This window comes from Streptomyces sp. NPDC047880, assembly GCF_040706515.1.
GTDB lineage: Bacteria > Actinomycetota > Actinomycetes > Streptomycetales > Streptomycetaceae > Streptomyces.
In genome coordinates this window covers 143,463-162,286 of record NZ_JBEZOK010000018.1, presented here as the reverse complement: position 1 = coordinate 162,286, position 18,824 = coordinate 143,463, and the positions used below count along the sequence as shown (strand labels likewise).

Annotated in this window: 13 protein-coding genes; 9 read left to right on the top strand and 4 right to left on the bottom strand. The window is 72.2% G+C overall.

Translation table 11 applies throughout. From position 1 onward, the window contains the following. Window positions 1-422: 422 nt before the first annotated feature. The 3 genes from AB0937_RS25545 to AB0937_RS25535 all read right to left on the bottom strand — a co-directional run bounded on the left by AB0937_RS25545 (window position 423) and on the right by AB0937_RS25535 (window position 7,307). On the bottom strand, window positions 423-1,448 hold the full coding sequence (locus AB0937_RS25545; RefSeq protein WP_366714510.1) for a hemolysin family protein: 1,026 nt from the start codon (window positions 1,446-1,448) through the stop codon (window positions 423-425). Continuing rightward, window positions 1,445-2,788, bottom strand: coding sequence for a hemolysin family protein (locus AB0937_RS25540; protein WP_366714509.1), 1,344 nt, complete (start codon window positions 2,786-2,788; stop codon window positions 1,445-1,447). Before AB0937_RS25540 ends, AB0937_RS25545 begins: the two co-directional genes overlap by 4 nt. Window positions 2,789-3,266: 478 nt before the next feature. Next, window positions 3,267-7,307, bottom strand: coding sequence for a bifunctional nitrate reductase/sulfite reductase flavoprotein subunit alpha (locus AB0937_RS25535; RefSeq protein WP_366714508.1), 4,041 nt, complete (start codon window positions 7,305-7,307; stop codon window positions 3,267-3,269). Between the two features lie 192 nt (window positions 7,308-7,499). On the opposite strand from AB0937_RS25535, the gene AB0937_RS25530 reads away from it, so the two are divergent. From AB0937_RS25530 to AB0937_RS25515, 4 genes are all read left to right on the top strand, one after another. Further along, window positions 7,500-7,895 (top strand): cell division protein SepF, encoded by a 396-nt coding sequence (locus AB0937_RS25530; RefSeq protein WP_366714507.1) that lies wholly within the window; start codon window positions 7,500-7,502, stop codon window positions 7,893-7,895. A 72-nt stretch (window positions 7,896-7,967) separates the two neighbouring features. Beyond that, window positions 7,968-9,137 (top strand): ATP-binding protein, encoded by a 1,170-nt coding sequence (locus tag AB0937_RS25525; protein ID WP_366714506.1) that lies wholly within the window; start codon window positions 7,968-7,970, stop codon window positions 9,135-9,137. Further along, window positions 9,130-9,489, top strand: coding sequence for a nucleotide pyrophosphohydrolase (locus tag AB0937_RS25520; protein WP_366714505.1), 360 nt, complete (start codon window positions 9,130-9,132; stop codon window positions 9,487-9,489). The genes AB0937_RS25525 and AB0937_RS25520 overlap by 8 nt, the downstream gene beginning before the upstream one ends. A gap of 197 nt (window positions 9,490-9,686) precedes the next feature. Beyond that, window positions 9,687-10,157, top strand: a complete 471-nt coding sequence (locus tag AB0937_RS25515) for a DUF6099 family protein (RefSeq protein ID WP_366714504.1) — start codon at window positions 9,687-9,689, stop codon at window positions 10,155-10,157. Window positions 10,158-10,178: 21 nt separating this feature from the next. Here AB0937_RS25515 and AB0937_RS25510 read toward each other — a convergent pair whose 3' ends face one another. Then, window positions 10,179-10,685, bottom strand: a complete 507-nt coding sequence (locus AB0937_RS25510) for a DUF6624 domain-containing protein (protein WP_366714503.1) — start codon at window positions 10,683-10,685, stop codon at window positions 10,179-10,181. Between the two features lie 470 nt (window positions 10,686-11,155). On the opposite strand from AB0937_RS25510, the gene AB0937_RS25505 reads away from it, so the two are divergent. The 5 genes from AB0937_RS25505 (at window position 11,156) to argF (ending at window position 18,772) form a co-directional block, all read left to right on the top strand. Further along, window positions 11,156-12,079 carry an LLM class F420-dependent oxidoreductase gene (locus tag AB0937_RS25505; RefSeq protein ID WP_366714502.1) on the top strand — a complete coding sequence of 308 codons (924 nt, stop codon included), beginning with the start codon at window positions 11,156-11,158 and terminating at the stop codon, window positions 12,077-12,079. 157 nt (window positions 12,080-12,236) lie between these two features. After that, window positions 12,237-13,700 (top strand): 3' terminal RNA ribose 2'-O-methyltransferase Hen1, encoded by a 1,464-nt coding sequence (locus AB0937_RS25500; protein WP_366714501.1) that lies wholly within the window; start codon window positions 12,237-12,239, stop codon window positions 13,698-13,700. Further along, a complete protein-coding gene (locus tag AB0937_RS25495; RefSeq protein WP_366714500.1) occupies window positions 13,697-16,237 on the top strand; it encodes a polynucleotide kinase-phosphatase in 2,541 nt (846 codons plus the stop codon). Before AB0937_RS25500 ends, AB0937_RS25495 begins: the two co-directional genes overlap by 4 nt. Before the next feature lie 208 nt (window positions 16,238-16,445). Then, window positions 16,446-17,669, top strand: coding sequence for an arginine deiminase (locus tag AB0937_RS25490; RefSeq protein WP_366714499.1), 1,224 nt, complete (start codon window positions 16,446-16,448; stop codon window positions 17,667-17,669). 95 nt (window positions 17,670-17,764) lie between these two features. Further along, complete coding sequence (gene argF, locus AB0937_RS25485) at window positions 17,765-18,772, top strand: ornithine carbamoyltransferase (protein ID WP_366714498.1); 1,008 nt, start codon at window positions 17,765-17,767, stop codon at window positions 18,770-18,772. Window positions 18,773-18,824: the final 52 nt, after the last annotated feature.

Sequence of the window (18,824 nt, the reverse complement as noted above, 5' to 3'; positions counted from 1 at the left end):
AACCGCCGGCCGGCCCTGCGCGCCTCCTCGTGACCACCGCCTTCATCGCTGTGACGGCGGGGTCACGCGATACGCCCACTTCTTCACACGGCCCGTCGCCCGTCCAGGCGCGGGAGTATTGCGCTCCGGTTCCCGAAGCGGGCACTTCACCGCCAAATTCCCAGGTCGCCACCGGGGCTCATCGGCGGCCCGGCGGCCGCGCCGCCTCCCGGCACGAGGTGTGCAGATGTGCGGGATGTTCGGTCCCCGGCCGATACCGGGCCATGGGGCCGACGGGCCCTGCCCTGCCGGACCCTGAAGGCGGCCGACGGGCCCCGCCCCGCCGGCCGCCTTCAGGGCACGGCCTCGTCGCCATCAGGCGCCATCAGGCGACGGCAGGTGACCGAATTCTCGCCCTGCCGCCAGGCCACGCCCCTGCCTGCTCAGCCCAGGGCGGCCGGCTGGAGCAGCCGGGCCAGCAGGTCGTCCAGGGTGACCAGGCCGGACAGGCGGCCGGAGCGGTCGCGGACCACGGCCAGGGACGACCGGCGGCGGCGCAGCACCTCGATCGCCTCGGCGACCGTGGTGGTCTCCGTCAGCTCGGGCACCGGCCGGGCGAGGTCCCGCGCGGTCGTGGCCCGGCCGCCGCGGGCCCGGGCCACCAGCGCGTCCCGGGCGTGCACCGAGCCGAGGGCGGTGCCGTTCTCCCGGACCAGCAGCCGGGTGCGGTCGTGCTCGGCGGCGAAACGCAGCAGCGCGTCCAGGTCCGCTGCGCCCTCGATCCAGCTGATCTCGGCGGCCGGGATGCGCAACGCCATGACCGGCGTCTCCGGCTCGGTCAGCGAACGGGTCAGCAGCTCCGAGTCGGTAGCGCTGATCAGGCCCAGCCGCTCCGACTCCTCCACCAGGCGGGTGAGCTGCTCCCGGTTGTGCACCGAGGCCAGCTCGTCGCGCGGAGCCACCCGGCACAGCCGTACCAGGGCGTTGCTCGCCCGGTTGAGCAGCCGGATCAGCGGACGCACGGTCCGCACCACCGCCCGGAAGGGCGGCGACAGCAGCATCGCCGACCGCTCGGGGTGGGCGATCGCCCACGACTTGGGCGCCATCTCGCCGACCACCATGTGCAGGAACACCACCACGACCATCGCCACGGCGAACGCCACTCCGTAGCTCACGGCGCCGGGCAGGCCCAGGGCGTGCAGCAGCGGGTCGAGTTCGTGCGAGATCGCCGGCTTGGACACCGAGCCCAGGCCCAGCGTGCACACGGTGATGCCCAGCTGGGCGCCGGCCAGCATCAGTGACAGCTCGCGCATGCCGGCCAGGGCCGCCCCGGCACCGCGCCTGCCCTCGGCCGCCGCCTTCTCCATCCGGTGCCGTTTGGCGGCGACGAGGGCGAACTCGGCCGCGACGAAGAATCCGCTGCCGATCAGCAGCAGTACGGTCACGAAGACCGCCATCGGGAAACTCACGCCATCTCCTCGGCTTCCACGGCCTCCGCCGGCAGACCGATCCGGACGCGGTCGGCCACGTGCCGGTCCAGCGTGCGGACGTCGATCACGGCCCGCCCGCCCTCGGCCAGCTCGACCGTGACGCGGTCACCGACCGTCGGGAAGCGGCCCAGCCGGTCCACGACCAGGCCGGCCACGGTGTCGTAGTCGTCGTCCTCCGGGAGCCGGAGACCGGTCGCCTCGGCCACCTCGTCCACCCGGCGGCCGGCGTCGACCAGCCAGCCGTCGCCGTCCGCGACGGCGAGCAGGGTGACCTCGTCGGACTCGTCGGCGATGTCACCGACGAGCTCCTCGGCGATGTCCTCGTACGTGACGACGCCCGCGACACCGCCGTGCTCGTCCAGGACGACCGCGAACTCGTCGTCGTGCTCCCGCATCCGCGCCACCGCGTCGGGCAGTGCGAGCGTGTCCGGCAGCAGCAGCGGCCGCCGGGCCACGTCACCGGCCCGTGCGCCGGCCAGACGCGCGGCGGGCAGCGCCATCAGCTCGCGCACGCCCAGCACGCCGACGATGTCGTCCGGATGGTCGCCGAGCACCGGGTAGTTGGAGTGGCCGTGCCGTGCGATCAGGCCGACCGCCTCCTCGGCACCGGCGTCCTTGCGGACGAACACGGCGTCGGCACGCGGCACCATCACCTCGTGCAGGGTGCGCTCGGAGAATTCCAGCGCGTGGTCCAGCAGCGCGGCGGTGTCACCGGGCAGTTCGCCCTGCTCGTGGGACTCGCCGATCAGATGTCCGAGCTCCTCCAGCGTGGCGCCGTGGTGCAGCTCCTCGACGGGCTCGATCCCGGCCTTGCGCAGCAGCCGGTCGGCCGCTGCGTCGAAGATCCGTACGACGGGGCCGACGATCTTCAGATACGCCAGGGTGGACGGAGCCAGCGCCTTCGCCAGCCGCTCGGGCACGGCGATCGCGAGGTTCTTCGGGGCGAGTTCGCCGAGGACCATCTGCACGACCGTGGCCAGCACGAAGGCGAGCGCCACGGCGAGCGTGCCGACGGCCGCGTCGGGCAGGCCGAGGCCTGAAAGGGCGGGCCTGAGCAGCGCGGACACCGACGGCTCGGCGATGAAGCCGACCACCAGGCCGGTGACGGTGATGCCGAGCTGCGCGCCGGACAGCATGAACGACAGCCGCTCCAGCACCTTGAGGGCACGGGCGGCCCTGTGGTCCCCGGCCTCGGCCTCACGCGCGAGGGTGAGCCGGTCGGCGGAGACGTAGGCGAACTCCTGGGCGACGAAGTAGCCGGTGCCGGCGGTCAGCACGAACACGGCGAGCAGGCCCAGAAGGGCTTCTGCGGCACTCACCCGACACCACCCCGCCGTGTGCCGCGATCACTGGTGCCGTGGCGGGATGGTCGGGGACTGTGCCCCGGAGGGTCCGTCGGTCTGGCGGACAAGAAGGTGCTCCTTGGACGGGTGGTGTGTCTGCGGTACAACGCTCGCCGTCGCGCCGGTGTTCCCGGATTTCTGCGACCGTGTAGATGAGGCCGCCCGGGTGCGCGGGGCCCCCGTGCACGGTTCACTCCTCGCCGGAGTCCCCCCGTGAGATCCGGTACGAGCCCCCGCGTCGCCGCACATCGGCCGGGCCCCATGAAGCGGGCCAGGGCCTCGGTGACCGTCTCGGAGAGCGGGGCCGAGGCCCCTTCAGCAGGTGGCGGGCCACATCCGCGCCCGACAGGGTCTGCGGCGACGCGCTCACCCCCGTCACCGGTGCACCGCCGTGTCCCGGCCACAGCAGCGGCACGGCCGGCAACGGGGCGAGGGCGGGTGAGGGCCCACCGGGTCAGTACACGTCCCGCACGTACCGCTTGTCCGCCGCCAGCTGCTTGACGTACGCGGTGGCCTCGGCCTCGCCCAGCCCCCCGTGCGCCACCGCGATGTCCCGCAGCGCGCGGTCCACGTCCTTCGCCATCCGGGAGGCGTCACCGCAGACGTAGAAGCGGGCCCCGTCGCGCAGCCAGTGCCACAGCTCCGGCCCGTGTTCGCGCATCCGGTCCTGCACGTACACCTTGTTGCGCTGGTCCCGGGAGAAGGCGGTGTCCAGCCGCGTGAGCGTGCCCTCGCCGAGCAGCGCCGTCAGTTCGTCCTCGTAGTAGAAGTCCGTCGCCCGGTGCTGCTCCCCGAAGAACAGCCAGTTGGGGGCCCGGTGACCGAGCGCCCGCCGCTCCTGGAGGAAACCGACGAAGGGCGCCACGCCGGTGCCCGGCCCGACCATGATCATCGGGGTCGAGGCGTCGGCAGGCGGCCGGAAGTGCGGAGAGCGCTGCACGAACACCGGCACCTCCGTGTCCGGTTCGGCGTCCGCGAGGTACGGCGAGCAGACCCCGCCGCGCGCCCGGCCGTGCAGGTTCTCGTACCGGACCACGGACACCGTCAGCGCCACCCGGCGGGGGTCGGCCAGCGGGCTCGAGGATATGGAGTACAGCCGCGGCTGGAGCCTGCGCAGGACCCCGGCCCACTCCTGTGCGCCCGCCCGCACCGCGTACTCGGCGAGCACGTCCACGGCCTGCCGCCCCCAACTCCACTGCGCCAGCCCGTCCTTGTTGTCCGGTCGCAGCAACCGGCGCAACTCGTGCCTGTCCCGGGCACGTTCGGCGACGAAGCGGAGCAGGTCGGGGCTGATCCGGGTGATGTCGAGATGCCGGTGCAGCGCCTCGCCGAACGGCACCTCGCCGACCCCGTCGACCGTCACGGCCGCCTCGGCGTCCACCCCCGTCACCGCAAGCCACTCCGCCACCAGCGAGGGCGCGTTGACCGGCCGCACCCCCAGCGCGTCCCCGGCCTCGTACGCCAGGTCCGTCCCGCTCGTGTCGAAGGTGAACCGCCGGACCTCCTTGCCCGCCCCGGCCCCGCTCAGCAGCCGGTTGCCGACGAGCCGGGCCGTGGTGACGGGTTTCGCCCTCGGCCGTGGCTCGGCGGCGGGGGCGGCAGCCGTGCCGCCCAGCGCCGACAGCACCTGGTCGAGCCACTGTCCGGCGGACGGCTCGAAGTCCGGCTCGCAGTCCGTGCGCGGGGCCAGCCGCACCCCGCCGAGCTCGTCGAGCCGCGCGTCCAGCCGCCGCCCGTGCCCGCAGAAGTCGTCGTACGAGGAGTCGCCGAAGGCCAGAACGGCGTACCGCACCCCGTCCAGCCGCGGGGCCCGCTCCCCGGAGAGCGCGTCCCAGAAGCCTGAGCCGTTGTCGGGAGCGTCGCCGTCCCCGAACGTGCTGGTGATGAAGAGCAGATCGGCCGTGCGCGCGAGTGTCCCGACGTCGGCGTCGTCCATGCCGACCAGGGTCGTACGGTGCCCCGTCGAGGTCAGCCGCTCGGCCGTGGCCGTGGCGAACTCCTCCGCGTTGCCGGTCTGCGAGGCCCACAGCACCACGACCTCACGGCCGGGCCGCTCCTGCGGCGCGGCCGTCCCGGTCCGTGAGTACATGCCGGCCAGGACGCCGTTCACCCACAGCGCGTGCTCGGGGGAGAAGGGCGCGTCGGGCGGCAGCACCGGCACGCCGGGGGCGCCCGAGCCGAGCCCGGCGAGGAAGCCGGTGAGGTACCGGCGCTCCTGCGCGGAGAGCACCGGGGGAGGGGAGGGTTCGAGGCCGAAGGGGTTCACGGGGCCCGGCGCCACCGTCGTGGGCATCAGGGCCGGTGCCTCCGGCGCGGGCGCCGCTGCCAGAGGCGCAGGGGCCGCCACCTTCGCCAGCGACACCGCACACGCCTTGAACTCCGGCTGGAACGACAGCGGATCGACCGCGTCGTTCGTCACCGCGTTGATGCTCAAGTACTCCCCGAACAGGTCGTTCCAGTGGAAGGGCGCGAAGCAGCAGCCCTGCCGCACCCGGTCGGTCACCACGGCAGGCAGCACGGCACGCCCGCGCCGCGAGGCCACCTCGACGAGGTCGCCCTCATCGGCCCCGAGCGCCGCGGCGTCCTCGGGATGCAGCTCCACGAACGGCCTGGGATTCAGCTTGCTGAGCTTAGCGACCTTCCCGGTCTTGGTGAGCGTGTGCCACTGGTGCTGCACCCGCCCGGTGTTGAGCACGAACGGATAGTCGTCGTCCGGCAGTTCGGCGGCGGGCAGGTGCGGCCGCGCGAAGAACACGGCCCGCCCGGAAGCCGTGGGGAAACGCAGCCCCTCTTCACCCACGTACCGGACCGGATTGCGATCCGGCCCGTCCTGCCGCGCGGCCGGCCACTGCACGGGTGTCTCCCGCAGCCGCTCGTAGGTCACCCCGCGCAGGTCCCAGCCGGTCTTCGGGTTCCAGAACCGCCTGATCTCGTCGAAGACCTGCTCGGCGCTGTCGTACGAGAAGCCCTTCTCGTACCCCATCGCGCGCGCCACCTCGGCGATGATCCGCCAGTCGGCCATCGCCTCCCCGGGCGGGTCCGCCGCCTGCTGGGTCAGCGTGAGGTTGCGCTCGCTGTTGACGAACACCCCCTCGGCCTCCGTCCACATCGCGCCGGGCAGGACGACGTCGGCGTACGCGTTTGTCTCGGTGTCCGTGAACACGTCCTGCGTGACGACGAACTCGGCGGCCTCAAGACCCTCGATGACCGTACGGCGGTTGGCGACCGAGGCGACCGGGTTGGTGCAGATGATCCAGCAGGCCTTGATCTCCCCGTCGGCCATCCGCCGGAACATGTCGACGGTGCCCTGCCCGGCCCCGTCGGCCCGCAGCGTCCCCGGCGGCAGCTCCCACACCTCCTCGGTGAACGCCCGCTCCTCCTCGACGAGCACCGACCGCTGACCGGGAAGCCCCGGCCCCATGTAGCCCATCTCGCGCCCGCCCATCGCGTTGGGCTGCCCGGTCAGGGAGAACGGACCGGCGCCCGGACGGCAGATCGCCCCCGTCGCCAGATGCAGATTGACCAGGGCGTTGGTGTTCCAGGTGCCGTGGGTGGACTGGTTGAGCCCCATGGTCCAGCAGCTCATCCACCGCCTGCCCGCCGCGCCGATGATCCGGGCCGCCTCGCGCAGGTCGTCCTCGGCCAGGCCGGTGATCCCCGCGACGGCGCCCGGGTGGTAGTCGGCGAGGAATTCGGGCAGGGCCTCCCAGCCCTCGGTGTGGGCCGCGACGAAGTCCGGGTCGGTGTGCCCGTCCTGGTGCAGCAGGTGCAGCAGACCGTTCAGCAACGCGAGGTCCGTCCCCGGCCTGACCTGGAGGAACAGATCCGCCTTGGCCGCGGTCGCGGTCCGCCGGGGGTCGACGACGATCAGCTTGGCGCCCGTCTTGACCCGCTCCATCATCCGCAGGAACAGGATCGGATGGCAGTCGGCCATGTTCGACCCGATGACGAGGAAGGCGTCCGCCCGGTCGAAGTCCTCGTACGACCCGGGCGGCCCGTCCGCGCCCAGCGACAGCTTGTATCCGGTGCCCGCGCTCGCCATGCACAGTCGCGAGTTCGACTCGATCCGGTTCGTCCCCACGAACCCCTTGGCCAGCTTGTTCGCCAGATACTGCGCCTCCAGGCTCATCTGCCCGGACACGTAGAAGGCGACCGCGTCGGGCCCGTGCTCGTCGACGATCGCCCGCAGCCGCGCCGCCGTCTCGGCGATGGCGTCGGCCACGGGTACCGGCACCCCCTCCTCGCCCCGGCCGTCCCGCACCAGCGCGCCGGTCAGCCGCCCGGGCGCGGCGAGCAGGTCGGCCGTGGTCGCGCCCTTGGTGCACAGCCGCCCCGCGTTCGCCGGGTGCGCCTTGTCACCGGACGCCTTCAGTACCGTGCGCCGCCCGTCCGGGCCCGTCCCCACGTCGAGCACGAGACCGCAGCCGACACCGCAGTACGAACAGACGGTGCGCACCTGCCGCGTGTCCGGCCGGTCTCCGGGGGTCGTGGTCATACCCCGACGGTACGAATCGCCCGTTACGCCTCTGTCACACGGCTTGATCATCGGGAGTTACGCCCGTCACACAGCCGCCTTCTGGCCGTTGTGAGGTGCATTGAGGTCGCGGAGCGTGTCGCATTGGGCCGAACGGGTGACTCTGCGCAAGAATTGCCCGATGCAGACAGCGAGCGCGAGCCAGGACGGAGCATGCCGGTGAACAGCCACGATGTCACCGACGAACAGTGGGAGGGGCTCGCCCAGGTCGTGCCGCTGCGGGGCCGGGACGCCTGGCCGTCCTCGGTGGGCCACCGGTCCATACCCGAGGCCGAGACGGAGACCCGCCGCCGTTTCGTCGTCCTGCGGGTGAATGTCTTCGCCGACGCCCGGGACGTCGCCGAGCGGCTGATGGCGGGCGTCCCCGTCCTCCTCGACCTCACCGCCGCGGAGACGGAGGTCGCCAAGCGGGTCCTCGACTTCAGCACGGGCGTGGTCTTCGGCCTGGCCAGCGGGATGCACCGGGTGGACCGCAACGTGTTCCTGCTGACGCCGGCGGGGACCGAGGTGACGGGGTTGATGGAGGGCGCCGGGCTTCCGGGGGTGTAGGCGGTAACCCGATCTGGGGAACCCGCGAAGACGGAACGGTTCGTCCCGTGCGCGGAACCCTACGGTCCGGACATGACCCAGCCCGCTCTCCCCACCCCGCCCGTACTCCCTGACGGTCTCGACCGCCCCGACCGCCCCTGCGTCACCGAACTGCGGCTGGCGGCCTTCACCACCCACCGCCGCGCCGCGTTCCCGCTCGGGCCCCTCACCCTCCTCGCCGGTCGGAGCGGCTGCGGCAAGACCAGCGCGCTGCGGGCGTACGAGGCCCTCGCCCGGCTGGGGGGCGGTGCCGAACTCGGTGCGGTGTTCCCCGATCCCGTCGCCTGCGTACCGGAGCGGGCCCGGCCCGACGCGCAGCGTCGGCGAGGCTTCCGCATCGGCTGCACGGCCGACGGCCCCGCCGGTCCGGTCCGCCTCGACGTGGCCGTACAGGCCGAACCCGAACTGCGCGTCGTGGGTGAGCGGTTGACGGCCGACAGCCTGGTCCTCCTGGAGACCGCCCTGCGCGACCCGGGCAAGCGCGCCGTGCAGGCCGCCTGGCACACGGCAGGGCCGACGCCCGTGACCCGCGGTCCGCTCCCGGACGACCGGCTCGGCACGGCAATGCTGCCCCTGCGCGTCGCCGGAACGACACCCGGGCAGCGCAGGGTGCTGGCCGCGGCCGAGCAGATGGTCGTGGCCCTGCGCTCCGCCTTCGCCTGCGACCCTCAGCCCGCCCTCATGCGCGGCCCCGTGCAGGCCGGGTCCGGTCGCCTCCTGGGCGGCTGCGGCAACCTCGCAGACGTGCTCTGGCGCACCCGCGCCGAGTGCGGGCGGCGGCACGCGCAGTTCGTGGCGGCGGCCCGGGCCGGCTGCACCGGGCCGGTGACGGACGTGCTCGCCCGGCTGAACGGCAACGGAACGGTCGCCGCCGCGGTCGACCGGGGCCACGGCCTCCACACGGACCTGGGCCGGCTCGGGCACGGCGAACTCCGCTATCTCGCCTTCGCGTTGGTCCTCCTCACCGGCCCCGGTGTGCTGGAGGTCGATCCGGCAGGCGAGGTGCCCGCCGCACTCCAGACACTCACGGTCCTCGCCGACGGATTCGACCGGGGTCTGGACCCGCGGCAGCAACGGCAGTTGCTGGGCCTCGCGGCCCGGATGTGCGAGCGGGGGCACATCCGGCTCGTCGGAGCGGTCGGCGACGGCTCGTGCGCCGCGGGGACGGCAGGGGCGACGGTGGTACACCTGGACCGTGACTGATCCACTGGACGCATCGCAGCCCGGCCCCAGCGGCGAACCTCCGGACGTGGCGACCCTGCAGCGGCGGCTCGCCGAGTTCGCCGCCGCCCGGAAATGGCAGCCGTACCACACACCCAAGAACCTGGCCTCGGCCCTCAGCGTCGAGGCGTCCGAACTGGTCGAGATCTTCCAGTGGCTGACGCCCGAGGAGTCGGCGCGGGTGATGGCCGACCCGGACACCGCGCACCGCGTCACGGACGAGGTCGCCGACGTGCTCGCGTATCTGCTCCAGCTGTGCGAGGTGCTGGGCATCGACCCGCTGGCGGCGCTGAACGCGAAGATCGACCGGAACGAACGGAGGTTCCCGATCTAGCGGGCGTGCCCCGCCGTCTGGAGCGAAGCCGTCCACTTGTACTCTCCGTAGTTGAATCGCGGTCCGAATCCGAATTGTTGTCCCTAGATTTCCGCCTTCCTCTGGCTTTTCGTCTCACACCCCCTCACGCTGGGTAGTGAACTAGGGAGTGCGGGCAGACGGACGCGCGCGGCGCGTCGGACGGACGGGGGCAGCGCATGGACGCGGTGCGGCTCATCGTGACGAGCAGGCGATCCCTGGCGGCGGGCGGCGACGCGCGGGAGACCCTGGCCGAGGTATGGCAGGCGCAGGCCCTCGCGCAGGCGATCGGCAGCCGCCTGGCGGTCGCCGGGCCGCCTGAACTGCGCGGCGAGGCACTGGGGTTGACGGAGCTGGCGGGCCGGGGGTGCGGTGTCCTCGACCCGCCGGAACTCGCCCCCGGTGAGCTGCGGGCGGGTCAGCTCACCGAGTTGGGCGACGCCCGCCACACCCTGATGTACCTCGGCGGCCTCCTCGGCGAGGTCGGTATCGCCCTCGTCGCCCTGGCCAGCGCCGCCGACGACGAGGGCACGTACTGGCAGTGCATGGAGGCCATCGACGCGGCGGACGAGTCCCGCGACCGCGTCCTGGAGATGCTCCGCAGACTCGCTGACCGGGAACAGACCCTGCCGGAGAGGGAGGCGGGGTAGGGCGCGCCCGGGAGCGGGGTGTCAGGTCATGGAGAACTTGGCGACGTACTCGTCGAAGGGCTCGATGCCGACTTCCGCACGGAGTTCGTCCATCCGCTCGGGTTCCTCGCAGGGCCACGGAACTGGTGCCCCGTCCTTCACACCGGCGATCTGAGTGCCGTAGATCTGCTGACGGCCCTCATTGACCAGCGTGCGGTCGCGGAGGAAGGCCAGCTCGCGCAGGCCGGTCGAGCCTGCTGACACCGCCTGCTGCATCAGCTGGAGGGCGCGTCGCTGGATGCCGAGCTGCCGGTCGGCGTGCTGGGCGATCAGCCATGCGGCGCGTGCGGCCTCCTCGCCGACCAGTTCCGCCGTCGGCCAGCCGTATTCGTCCATGATCTCGCCGAGCCGGTCGCCGTGCCGCGCGGTCAGCCGCCGCCACGCCAACTGCTCAACGGGGTCGTCGCTGTTCGCCCGGACTGCGCAGTCGTGATCGGCCGCGGCCATGTCCGTGAGTTCCGCCGCCAGCGCGGCAACGTCGTGCGCCACTCTCAACTCCCAGGTCGGATCGGTGCTCGGCATCCGCCCGCAAGCCTAGAGGCGCATATCGGGTGTAAAGATCATTCCGGAGAACGGTGACAGACGGCTCCCTGGAGCGGGACAATGGATCCACCCCCGAAGCCGGAACCGGATCGCCACGAAGGTCACGGTGCCCTGGCGGATGCGGCTTCAGCCGGGCCCATTCCTCGTTCGTGGGACCTCCCCGCCCCATGGGCGTGCCAACGTGCCGGGACGCGAGAAGCCACATGATCCGCCGGCGGGGCCCAGCGGCCGCGCGTTCGGCGTTCCCCGCCGCCCCGGGGGCTCACGGCCCCCGCCGTCCGGCAGCCAGCGCCGGAGCCGGTCGCCGGCCCGGTCGCCCGGACCCCGCGGTACTGACGTGATTTCACCCGACCGGGCACCGGCCGGTGCGGGGGACCGAAATGCTGATCGCGCCCCCCGGCGGGCAGGATGGAAGCATGGATCTTCGCATCTTCACCGAGCCCCAGCAGGGGGCCACCTACGACACTCTGCTCACTGTCGCCAAGGCCACCGAGGACCTCGGCTTCGACGCCTTCTTCCGTTCCGACCACTACCTGCGCATGGGCAGCGTGGACGGCCTGCCCGGCCCCACGGACGCCTGGATCACCCTGGCCGGACTCGCCCGCGAGACCAAGCGCATCCGGCTCGGCACCCTGATGACCGCCGGCACCTTCCGGCTGCCCGGCGTGCTCGCCATCCAGGTCGCCCAGGTCGACCAGATGTCCGGCGGCCGCGTCGAACTCGGGCTCGGCGCCGGCTGGTTCGAGGAGGAGCACAAGGCCTACGGCATCCCCTTCCCCAAGGAGAAGTTCGCCCGCCTCGAGGAGCAGCTGGAGATCGTCACCGGCCTGTGGGCGACGGAGGCGGGCAAGACCTTCGACTTCCACGGCTCCTACTACGACCTCACGGACTCTCCCGCCCTGCCCAAGCCGGCCCAGGAGAAGATCCCCGTGCTCGTCGGCGGCCACGGCCCGTCCCGCACCCCGCGGCTGGCCGCGAAGTACGCCGACGAGTTCAACATGCCGTTCGCCTCGGTCGAGGACAGCGAGCGCCAGTTCGGCCGGGTCCGTGCCGCCGCCGAGGAAGCGGGCCGCAGCGGCGACGAACTGACCTACTCCAACGCCCTCGTCGTCTGCGTCGGCCGGGACGAGGCGGAAGTCGCCCGCCGGGCCGCCGCGATCGGCCGCGAGGCCGACGAGCTGAAGCGCAACGGCCTGGCCGGCTCCCCGGCCGAGGTCGTCGACAAGATCGGCCGCTACGCCGAGATCGGCTCGAGCCGCATCTACCTCCAGGTCCTCGACCTGGACGACCTCGACCACCTGGAACTGATCTCCGCGCAGGTGCAGTCGCAGCTGTCGTAGCCGGGCCCTCCCGGCCGCCCTCGATAACCGAAGGCGCTGGTGGGCACAGGTGTGCGAAGCTGTGGACGTCGTCCTGCCGAGCCCCCAGGATCACCGTTCCTGGGGGCTCTCGCGCGTTCGGCACCGAAACATCCGCCCAGCCGGAGAGGCCCTCCGCATGTTCCTGACGATCACGACCACCGGCACGCCGGAACGCCCCGCCACCGACCTCGGCTACCTGCTGCACAAGCATCCCGACAAGGCGCAGGCGTTCTCCACCTCCTACGGCACGGCTCACGTCCTCTACCCCGAGGCGGAAACCGAACGCTGCACGGCGGCGCTGCTGCTGGAGGTGGACGCGGTGGCACTGGTCAGGCGCGGCAAGGGCAAGGGCCGCGGCGGCGCCCCGGACGCGGTCCTCGCGCAGTACGTCAACGACCGCCCCTACGCGGCCTCTTCCCTGCTCGCCGTGGCGCTGAGCAACGTCTTCTCCAGCGCGATGAAGGGTGTCTGCAACGCCCGGCCGGAGCTGCCCGGCCAGGCCAGGCCGCTGCGCGTCGAGGTGCCCGCGCTGCCCGCCCGCGGCGGCCCCGGCCTCGTACGCAAGCTCTTCGAGCCGCTCGGCTGGGCCGTCACCGCCGAGCCGGTGGCACTGGACACCGCGTTCCCCGAGTGGGGCGACTCGCGGTACGTGAGCCTCGTCCTGGAATCGGACACGCTCACCCTCGCCGAGTCCCTGCGCCACCTCTACGTCCTGCTCCCGGTCCTCGACGACGCCAAGCACTACTGGGTCGCCCCCGACGAGGTCGACAAACTGCTGCGCGTCGGCGAGGGCTGGCTGCCCGGCCACCCGGAGCAGCGGCTGATCACCAGCCGATACCTCTCGCGCCGCTGGTCGCTGACCCGGCAGGCCACCGAGCGCCTCGAGCTGGTGCGGCTCGCCGAGACCGACGACAGCGAGGTCGAGGAGATCGACAACGCCGTCGAGGCGGAGACGGAGGCCGAGGAGAAGCCCACCCCGCTGGCCGTGCAGCGCCGCGAGGCGATCGTCACGGCGCTGCGGCAGGCCGGGGCCACCCGGGTGCTCGACCTCGGCTGCGGCCAGGGCCAGTTGGTGCAGACCCTGCTCCAGGACCCGGCGTTCACCGAGATCGTCGGTGTCGACGTGTCGATGCGCGCCCTCACCATCGCCTCCCGGCGGCTCAAGCTGGACCGCATGGGCGAGCGGCAGGCCTCCCGCGTCCAGCTCTTCCAGGGCTCCCTCGCATACACCGACGCCCGGCTCAAGGGCTACGACGCCGCCGTGCTCAGCGAGGTCGTCGAGCACCTCGACCTGCCGCGGCTGCCCGCCCTGGAGTACGCGGTGTTCGGCTCGGCGCGTCCGAGGACAATCCTCGTGACCACCCCGAACGTCGAGTACAACGTGCGCTGGGAGTCCCTCCCGGCCGGGCACGTCCGGCACGGCGACCACCGCTTCGAGTGGACCCGCGCCGAGTTCCGCGCCTGGTCCGAGGCGGTGGCCGAACGGCACGGCTACGGCGTCGAGTTCGTCGCGGTGGGCCCCGACGACCCCGAGGTGGGTCCGCCCACCCAGATGGCCGTGTTCACGATGACCACCCCGAAGGAGGCGAAGGCGGCATGACCGACGAGACGCAGGGGCGCGTGCTGCCCGTCACCGACCTGTCCCTGGTGGTGCTGATCGGGGCGTCCGGCTCCGGCAAATCCACCTTCGCCCGCAGGCACTTCAAGCCCACCGAGGTCATCTCCTCCGACTTCTGCCGCGGCCTCGTCTCGGACGACGAGAACGACCAGGGCGCCACCAAGGACGCCTTCGACGTCCTGCACTACATCGCGGGCAAGCGCCTGGCCGCGGGCCGCCGCACGGTCGTGGACGCCACCAGCGTGCAGTCCGACGCCCGCCGTCAGCTGATCGACCTGGCCAGGCAGTACGACGTGCTGCCGATCGCGATCGTGCTCGACGTGCCCGAGGAGGTGTGCGCCGAGCGCAACGCGGCCCGCACCGACCGTGCCGACATGCCCCGCCGGGTCATCCACCGGCACACCCGCGAACTGCGCCGCTCTCTCCGGCACCTGGAGCGCGAGGGTTTCCGCAAGGTGCACGTCCTGCGCGGTGTGGAAGAGGTCGAGCACGCCACGGTCGTCACCGAGAAGCGCTTCAACGACCTGACCCACCTGACCGGCCCGTTCGACATCATCGGCGACATCCACGGCTGCGCCGCCGAACTGGAGGCGCTGCTGGCCAAGCTGGGCTACGTCGACGGGGTCCACCCGGAGGGCCGCACGGCCGTCTTCGTCGGCGACCTCGTCGACCGCGGCCCGGACAGCCCCGGCGTGCTGCGCCGCGTCATGGCGATGGTGAAGTCCGGCAACGCCCTGTGCGTGCCCGGCAACCACGAGAACAAGTACGGCCGTTACCTGCGCGGCCGCAACGTCCGGCACACCCACGGCCTCGCCGAGACCATCGAGCAGATGGCGGGCGAGAGCGAGGAGTTCCTCGCCGAGGTGCGGGAGTTCCTCGACGGTCTCGTCAGCCACTACGTCCTCGACGGCGGCCGGCTGGTGGTCTGCCACGCCGGTCTGCCCGAGAAGTACCACGGCCGCACCTCCGGCCGGGTCCGCAGCCACGCCCTGTACGGCGACACCACCGGGGAGACCGACGAGTTCGGCCTGCCGGTGCGCTACCCGTGGGCGGAGGACTACCGGGGCCGGGCCGCGGTCGTCTACGGTCACACCCCGGTGCCGGAGGCGACCTGGCTGAACAACACCATCTGCCTGGACACGGGCGCGGTGTTCGGCGGCAAGCTCACCGCGCTGCGCTGGCCGGAGCGCGAGCTGGCCGACGTCCCCGCTGAGCGGGTCTGGTACGAGCCGACGAAGCCGCTGCGCACGGAGGCGCCCGGCGGGCAGGACGGCCGTCCGCTGGACCTGGCGGACGTGCGGGGCCGCAGGGTCGTGGAGACCCGGCACCAGGGCCGCGTCTCGATCCGCGAGGAGAACGCGGCGGCCGCCCTGGAGGTCATGAGCCGTTTCGCGGTGGATCCACGGCTCCTGCCGTACCTCCCGCCGACCATGGCCCCGACGGCCACGAGTCACGTCGAGGGCTACCTGGAGCACCCGGCGGAGGCCTTCGCCCAGTACAAGGACGACGGTGTCGCGCGGGTCGTGTGCGAGGAGAAGCACATGGGTTCGCGTGCGGTGGCCCTGGTGTGCCGCGACGCGGAGGCGGCCCGCAAGCGGTTCGGTGTGGACGGCCCCACGGGGTCCCTCTACACCCGCACCGGCCGTCCCTTCCTCGACGACGCCGGCCTCACCGAGGAGATCCTGGACCGACTGCGCACGGCGATCGGCGAGGCCGGTCTCTGGGGCGAACTGGAGACGGACTGGCTGCTGCTGGACGCCGAGTTGATGCCCTGGTCGCTGAAGGCGTCCGGGCTCCTGCGGTCCCAGTACGCCGCCGTGGGCGCCGCGTCCGGCGCGGTGCTCCCGCAGGCGCTGGGCGCGCTGCGGGGCGCGGCGGCCCGGGGCGTGGACGTGGCGAGCCTGCTGACCCGCACCGGTGAACGCGCCACGGACGCCGCGGCGTTCACCGAGGCGTACCGCCGCTACTGCTGGACCACGGACGGGCTCGAGGGCGTGCGCCTGGCGCCGTTCCAGATCCTCGCGGTGCAGGGGCGCAGCCTCGCCGGCCTGCCGCACGACGAGCAGCTCGCCCTGCTCGACCGGCTCGTCGAGCACGACGGCAGCGGGCTGCTGCAGACCACCCGCCGGCTCTACGTCGACACCGCCGACCCGGAGTCGGTCCGGGCCGGCGTCGACTGGTGGCTGGAGATGACCGGCCGCGGCGGCGAGGGCATGGTCGTCAAGCCGGTCGGCGCGGTGGTCCGCGACGGCCAGGGCCGCCTGGTGCAGCCCGGCATCAAGTGCCGCGGCCGCGAGTACCTGAGGATCATCTACGGTCCGGAGTACACCCGCCCGGAGAACCTCGCCCGGCTGCGCTCGCGCTTCCTCAACCACAAGCGGTCCCTGGCGATCCGCGAGTACGCCCTGGGCCTCGAGGCCCTGGACCGGCTGGCCGAGGGCGAGCCGTTGTGGCGGGTGCACGAGGCGGTGTTCGGAGTACTGGCGCTGGAGTCGGAGCCGGTGGACCCGCGGCTGTAGCGAGATCCCGGCCGAGCGCCCGGAGCCGGGTGCCCGGCCGGTCGGGGTGGGGGAGGGCCGGGGCCGAGCGGGCGGCTGCGTCTTCAACGTGCGCCGCCCGCGGAGCCGCTTCGCCGCGACCCCGTTGTCGTCACCCGGACGCGAACAGAAGCGCGTCGAAACATGCCGGAAGTGCGTCAACCGCGGCCCTGGCGGTCAGGATGGATGCATGGCATACCACGTCCACTCCGAGGCCGGGCGCCTGCGCCGTGTCATCCTGCACCGGCCCGATCTCGAGCTCAAAAGGCTCACCCCCAGCAACAAGACCTCGCTGCTCTTCGACGACGTGCTGTGGGTGCGCAGGGCCCGCGCCGAGCACGACGGTTTCGCCGACGTGCTGCGCGACCGCGGTGTCGCCGTCCACCTCTTCGGTGACCTGCTGGCCGAGACACTCGAGGTCCCGGCGGCCAGATCCCTCGTCCTGGACCGGGTCTTCGACGAGAAGGAGTACGGCCCGCTGGCCACCGACCCGCTCAGAGCCGCCTTCGAGAACCTGCCCGCGCGCGAGCTGGCCGAGGTCCTGGTCGGCGGCATGACCAAACGCGAGTTCCTCGACATGAACCCGGAGCCCGCCTCGGTGCGCTTCCATGTCATGGAGCTGGACGACTTCCTGCTGGGCCCGCTGCCCAACCACCTCTTCACCCGCGACACCTCCGCCTGGATCTACGACGGCGTGTCCATCAACGCCATGCGCTGGCCCGCCCGGCAGCGCGAGACCGTGCACTTCGAGGCGATCTACCGGCACCATCCGCTGTTCCGCGACGCGACCTTCCACGAGTGGTCCAAGGGGCAGGCCGACTACCCGTCGACCATCGAAGGCGGGGACGTGCTGGTCATCGGCAACGGGGCGGTGCTCATCGGCATGAGCGAGCGCACCACCCCGCAGGCCGTGGAGATGCTCGCGCACAAGCTGTTCGCGGCCGGTTCCGCCGAGACGATCGTGGCCCTCGACATGCCCAAGCGGCGTGCCTTCATGCACCTCGACACCGTGATGACGATGGTCGACGGCGACACCTTCACCCAGTACGCGGGCCTGGGCATGCTCCGCTCCTACACCATTGAGCCGGGCGTCGGCGAGAAGGAGCTGAAGGTCACCGACCATCCGCCGGAGCACATGCACCGTGCGATCGCCGCCGCCCTCGGCCTGAACAAGATCCGCGTGCTGACCGCCACCCAGGACGTGCACGCGGCCGAACGCGAGCAGTGGGACGACGGCTGCAACGTCCTCGCCGTCGAGCCGGGGGTCGTGGTCGCCTACGAGCGGAACTCCACCACCAACACCCACCTGCGCAAACAGGGCATCGAGGTGATAGAGATCCCGGGGAGCGAGCTGGGTCGCGGCCGGGGCGGGCCGCGGTGCATGAGCTGCCCGGTCGAACGTGATCCGGTGTAGGAGGCAGCAGCGACCCCGAGACCCCCTGTATAGACATGCTGCTCTTCGTATAGTATTCCAGCAGTCTGTGTCCCCTGTATCCCTGGAGCGCCCCCATGGCGACTGTCCCGACCGCCCTCGCCGGCCGCCATCTGCTCAAAGAGCTGGACTTCACCGCGGATGAGTTCCTCGGTCTGGTCGAGCTGGCCGCCGACCTGAAGGCCGCCAAGAAGGGCGGGATCGAGCCCCGGTACCTCCAGGGCCGGAACATCGCGCTGATCTTCGAGAAGACCTCCACCCGCACCCGCTGCGCGTTCGAGGTCGCGGCCGCCGACCAGGGCGCCTCGACCACCTACCTCGACCCCTTCGGCTCCCAGATCGGGCACAAGGAGTCGGTCAAGGACACCGCGCGGGTGCTGGGCCGGATGTACGACGCCATCGAGTACCGGGGTGACAGTCAGCAGAAGGTGGAGGAGCTGGCGGCGCACGCGGGGGTCCCCGTCTACAACGGGCTCACCGACGACTGGCACCCCACCCAGATGCTCGCCGACGTGCTGACCGTGACCGAGCACTGCGCCAAGCCGCTGAACGAGGTCTCCTTCGCCTACCTCGGCGACGCGCGCTTCAACATGGGCAACTCCTACCTGGTCACCGGTGCCCTGCTCGGCATGGATGTGCGGCTCGTCGCACCGAAGGAGTACTGGCCGGCCGAGGGGATCGTCGACCGGGCCCGCGCGCTCGCCGAGGCCAGCGGTGCCCGCATCACGCTCACCGAGACCGTGGACGAGGGCGTGCGCGGCGCCGACTTCGTCGCCACGGACGTCTGGGTCTCCATGGGTGAGCCGAAGGAGGTCTGGGCCGAGCGCATCACCGCCCTCGCCCCCTATGCCGTGACCATGGACGTCCTGCGCGCCACCGGCAACCCGGACGTGAAGTTCCTGCACTGCCTCCCCGCCTTCCACGACCTCGGCACCAGGGTCGGCCAGGAGATCCACGCGGCCTACGGACTGGAGCACCTGGAGGTCTCCGACGAGGTCTTCGAGTCGGCCCACTCGGTCGTCTTCGACGAGGCGGAGAACCGGATGCACACCATCAAGGCGGTCATGGTGGCGACCCTGGCCTGAGCGGGCCCCGCGCCGACGGCCCCACCGACCGGCGCCGGGCCTGAGCGGGCCC

Bases quoted from the DNA above. Each gene is read 5' to 3' on its own strand.
- AB0937_RS25525 (WP_366714506.1), top strand. From the start codon at position 7,968: ATGACCCAGCCCGCTCTCCCCACCCCGCCCGTACTCCCTGACGGTCTC.
- AB0937_RS25500 (WP_366714501.1), top strand. From the start codon at position 12,237: ATGTTCCTGACGATCACGACCACCGGCACGCCGGAACGCCCCGCCACC.
- AB0937_RS25490 (WP_366714499.1), top strand. From the start codon at position 16,446: ATGGCATACCACGTCCACTCCGAGGCCGGGCGCCTGCGCCGTGTCATC.
- AB0937_RS25495 (WP_366714500.1), top strand. From the start codon at position 13,697: ATGACCGACGAGACGCAGGGGCGCGTGCTGCCCGTCACCGACCTGTCC.
- AB0937_RS25530 (WP_366714507.1), top strand. From the start codon at position 7,500: ATGCCGGTGAACAGCCACGATGTCACCGACGAACAGTGGGAGGGGCTC.
- AB0937_RS25505 (WP_366714502.1), top strand. From the start codon at position 11,156: ATGGATCTTCGCATCTTCACCGAGCCCCAGCAGGGGGCCACCTACGAC.
- argF (WP_366714498.1), top strand. From the start codon at position 17,765: ATGGCGACTGTCCCGACCGCCCTCGCCGGCCGCCATCTGCTCAAAGAG.
- AB0937_RS25535 (WP_366714508.1), bottom strand. From the start codon at position 7,307: ATGACCACGACCCCCGGAGACCGGCCGGACACGCGGCAGGTGCGCACC.
- AB0937_RS25515 (WP_366714504.1), top strand. From the start codon at position 9,687: ATGGACGCGGTGCGGCTCATCGTGACGAGCAGGCGATCCCTGGCGGCG.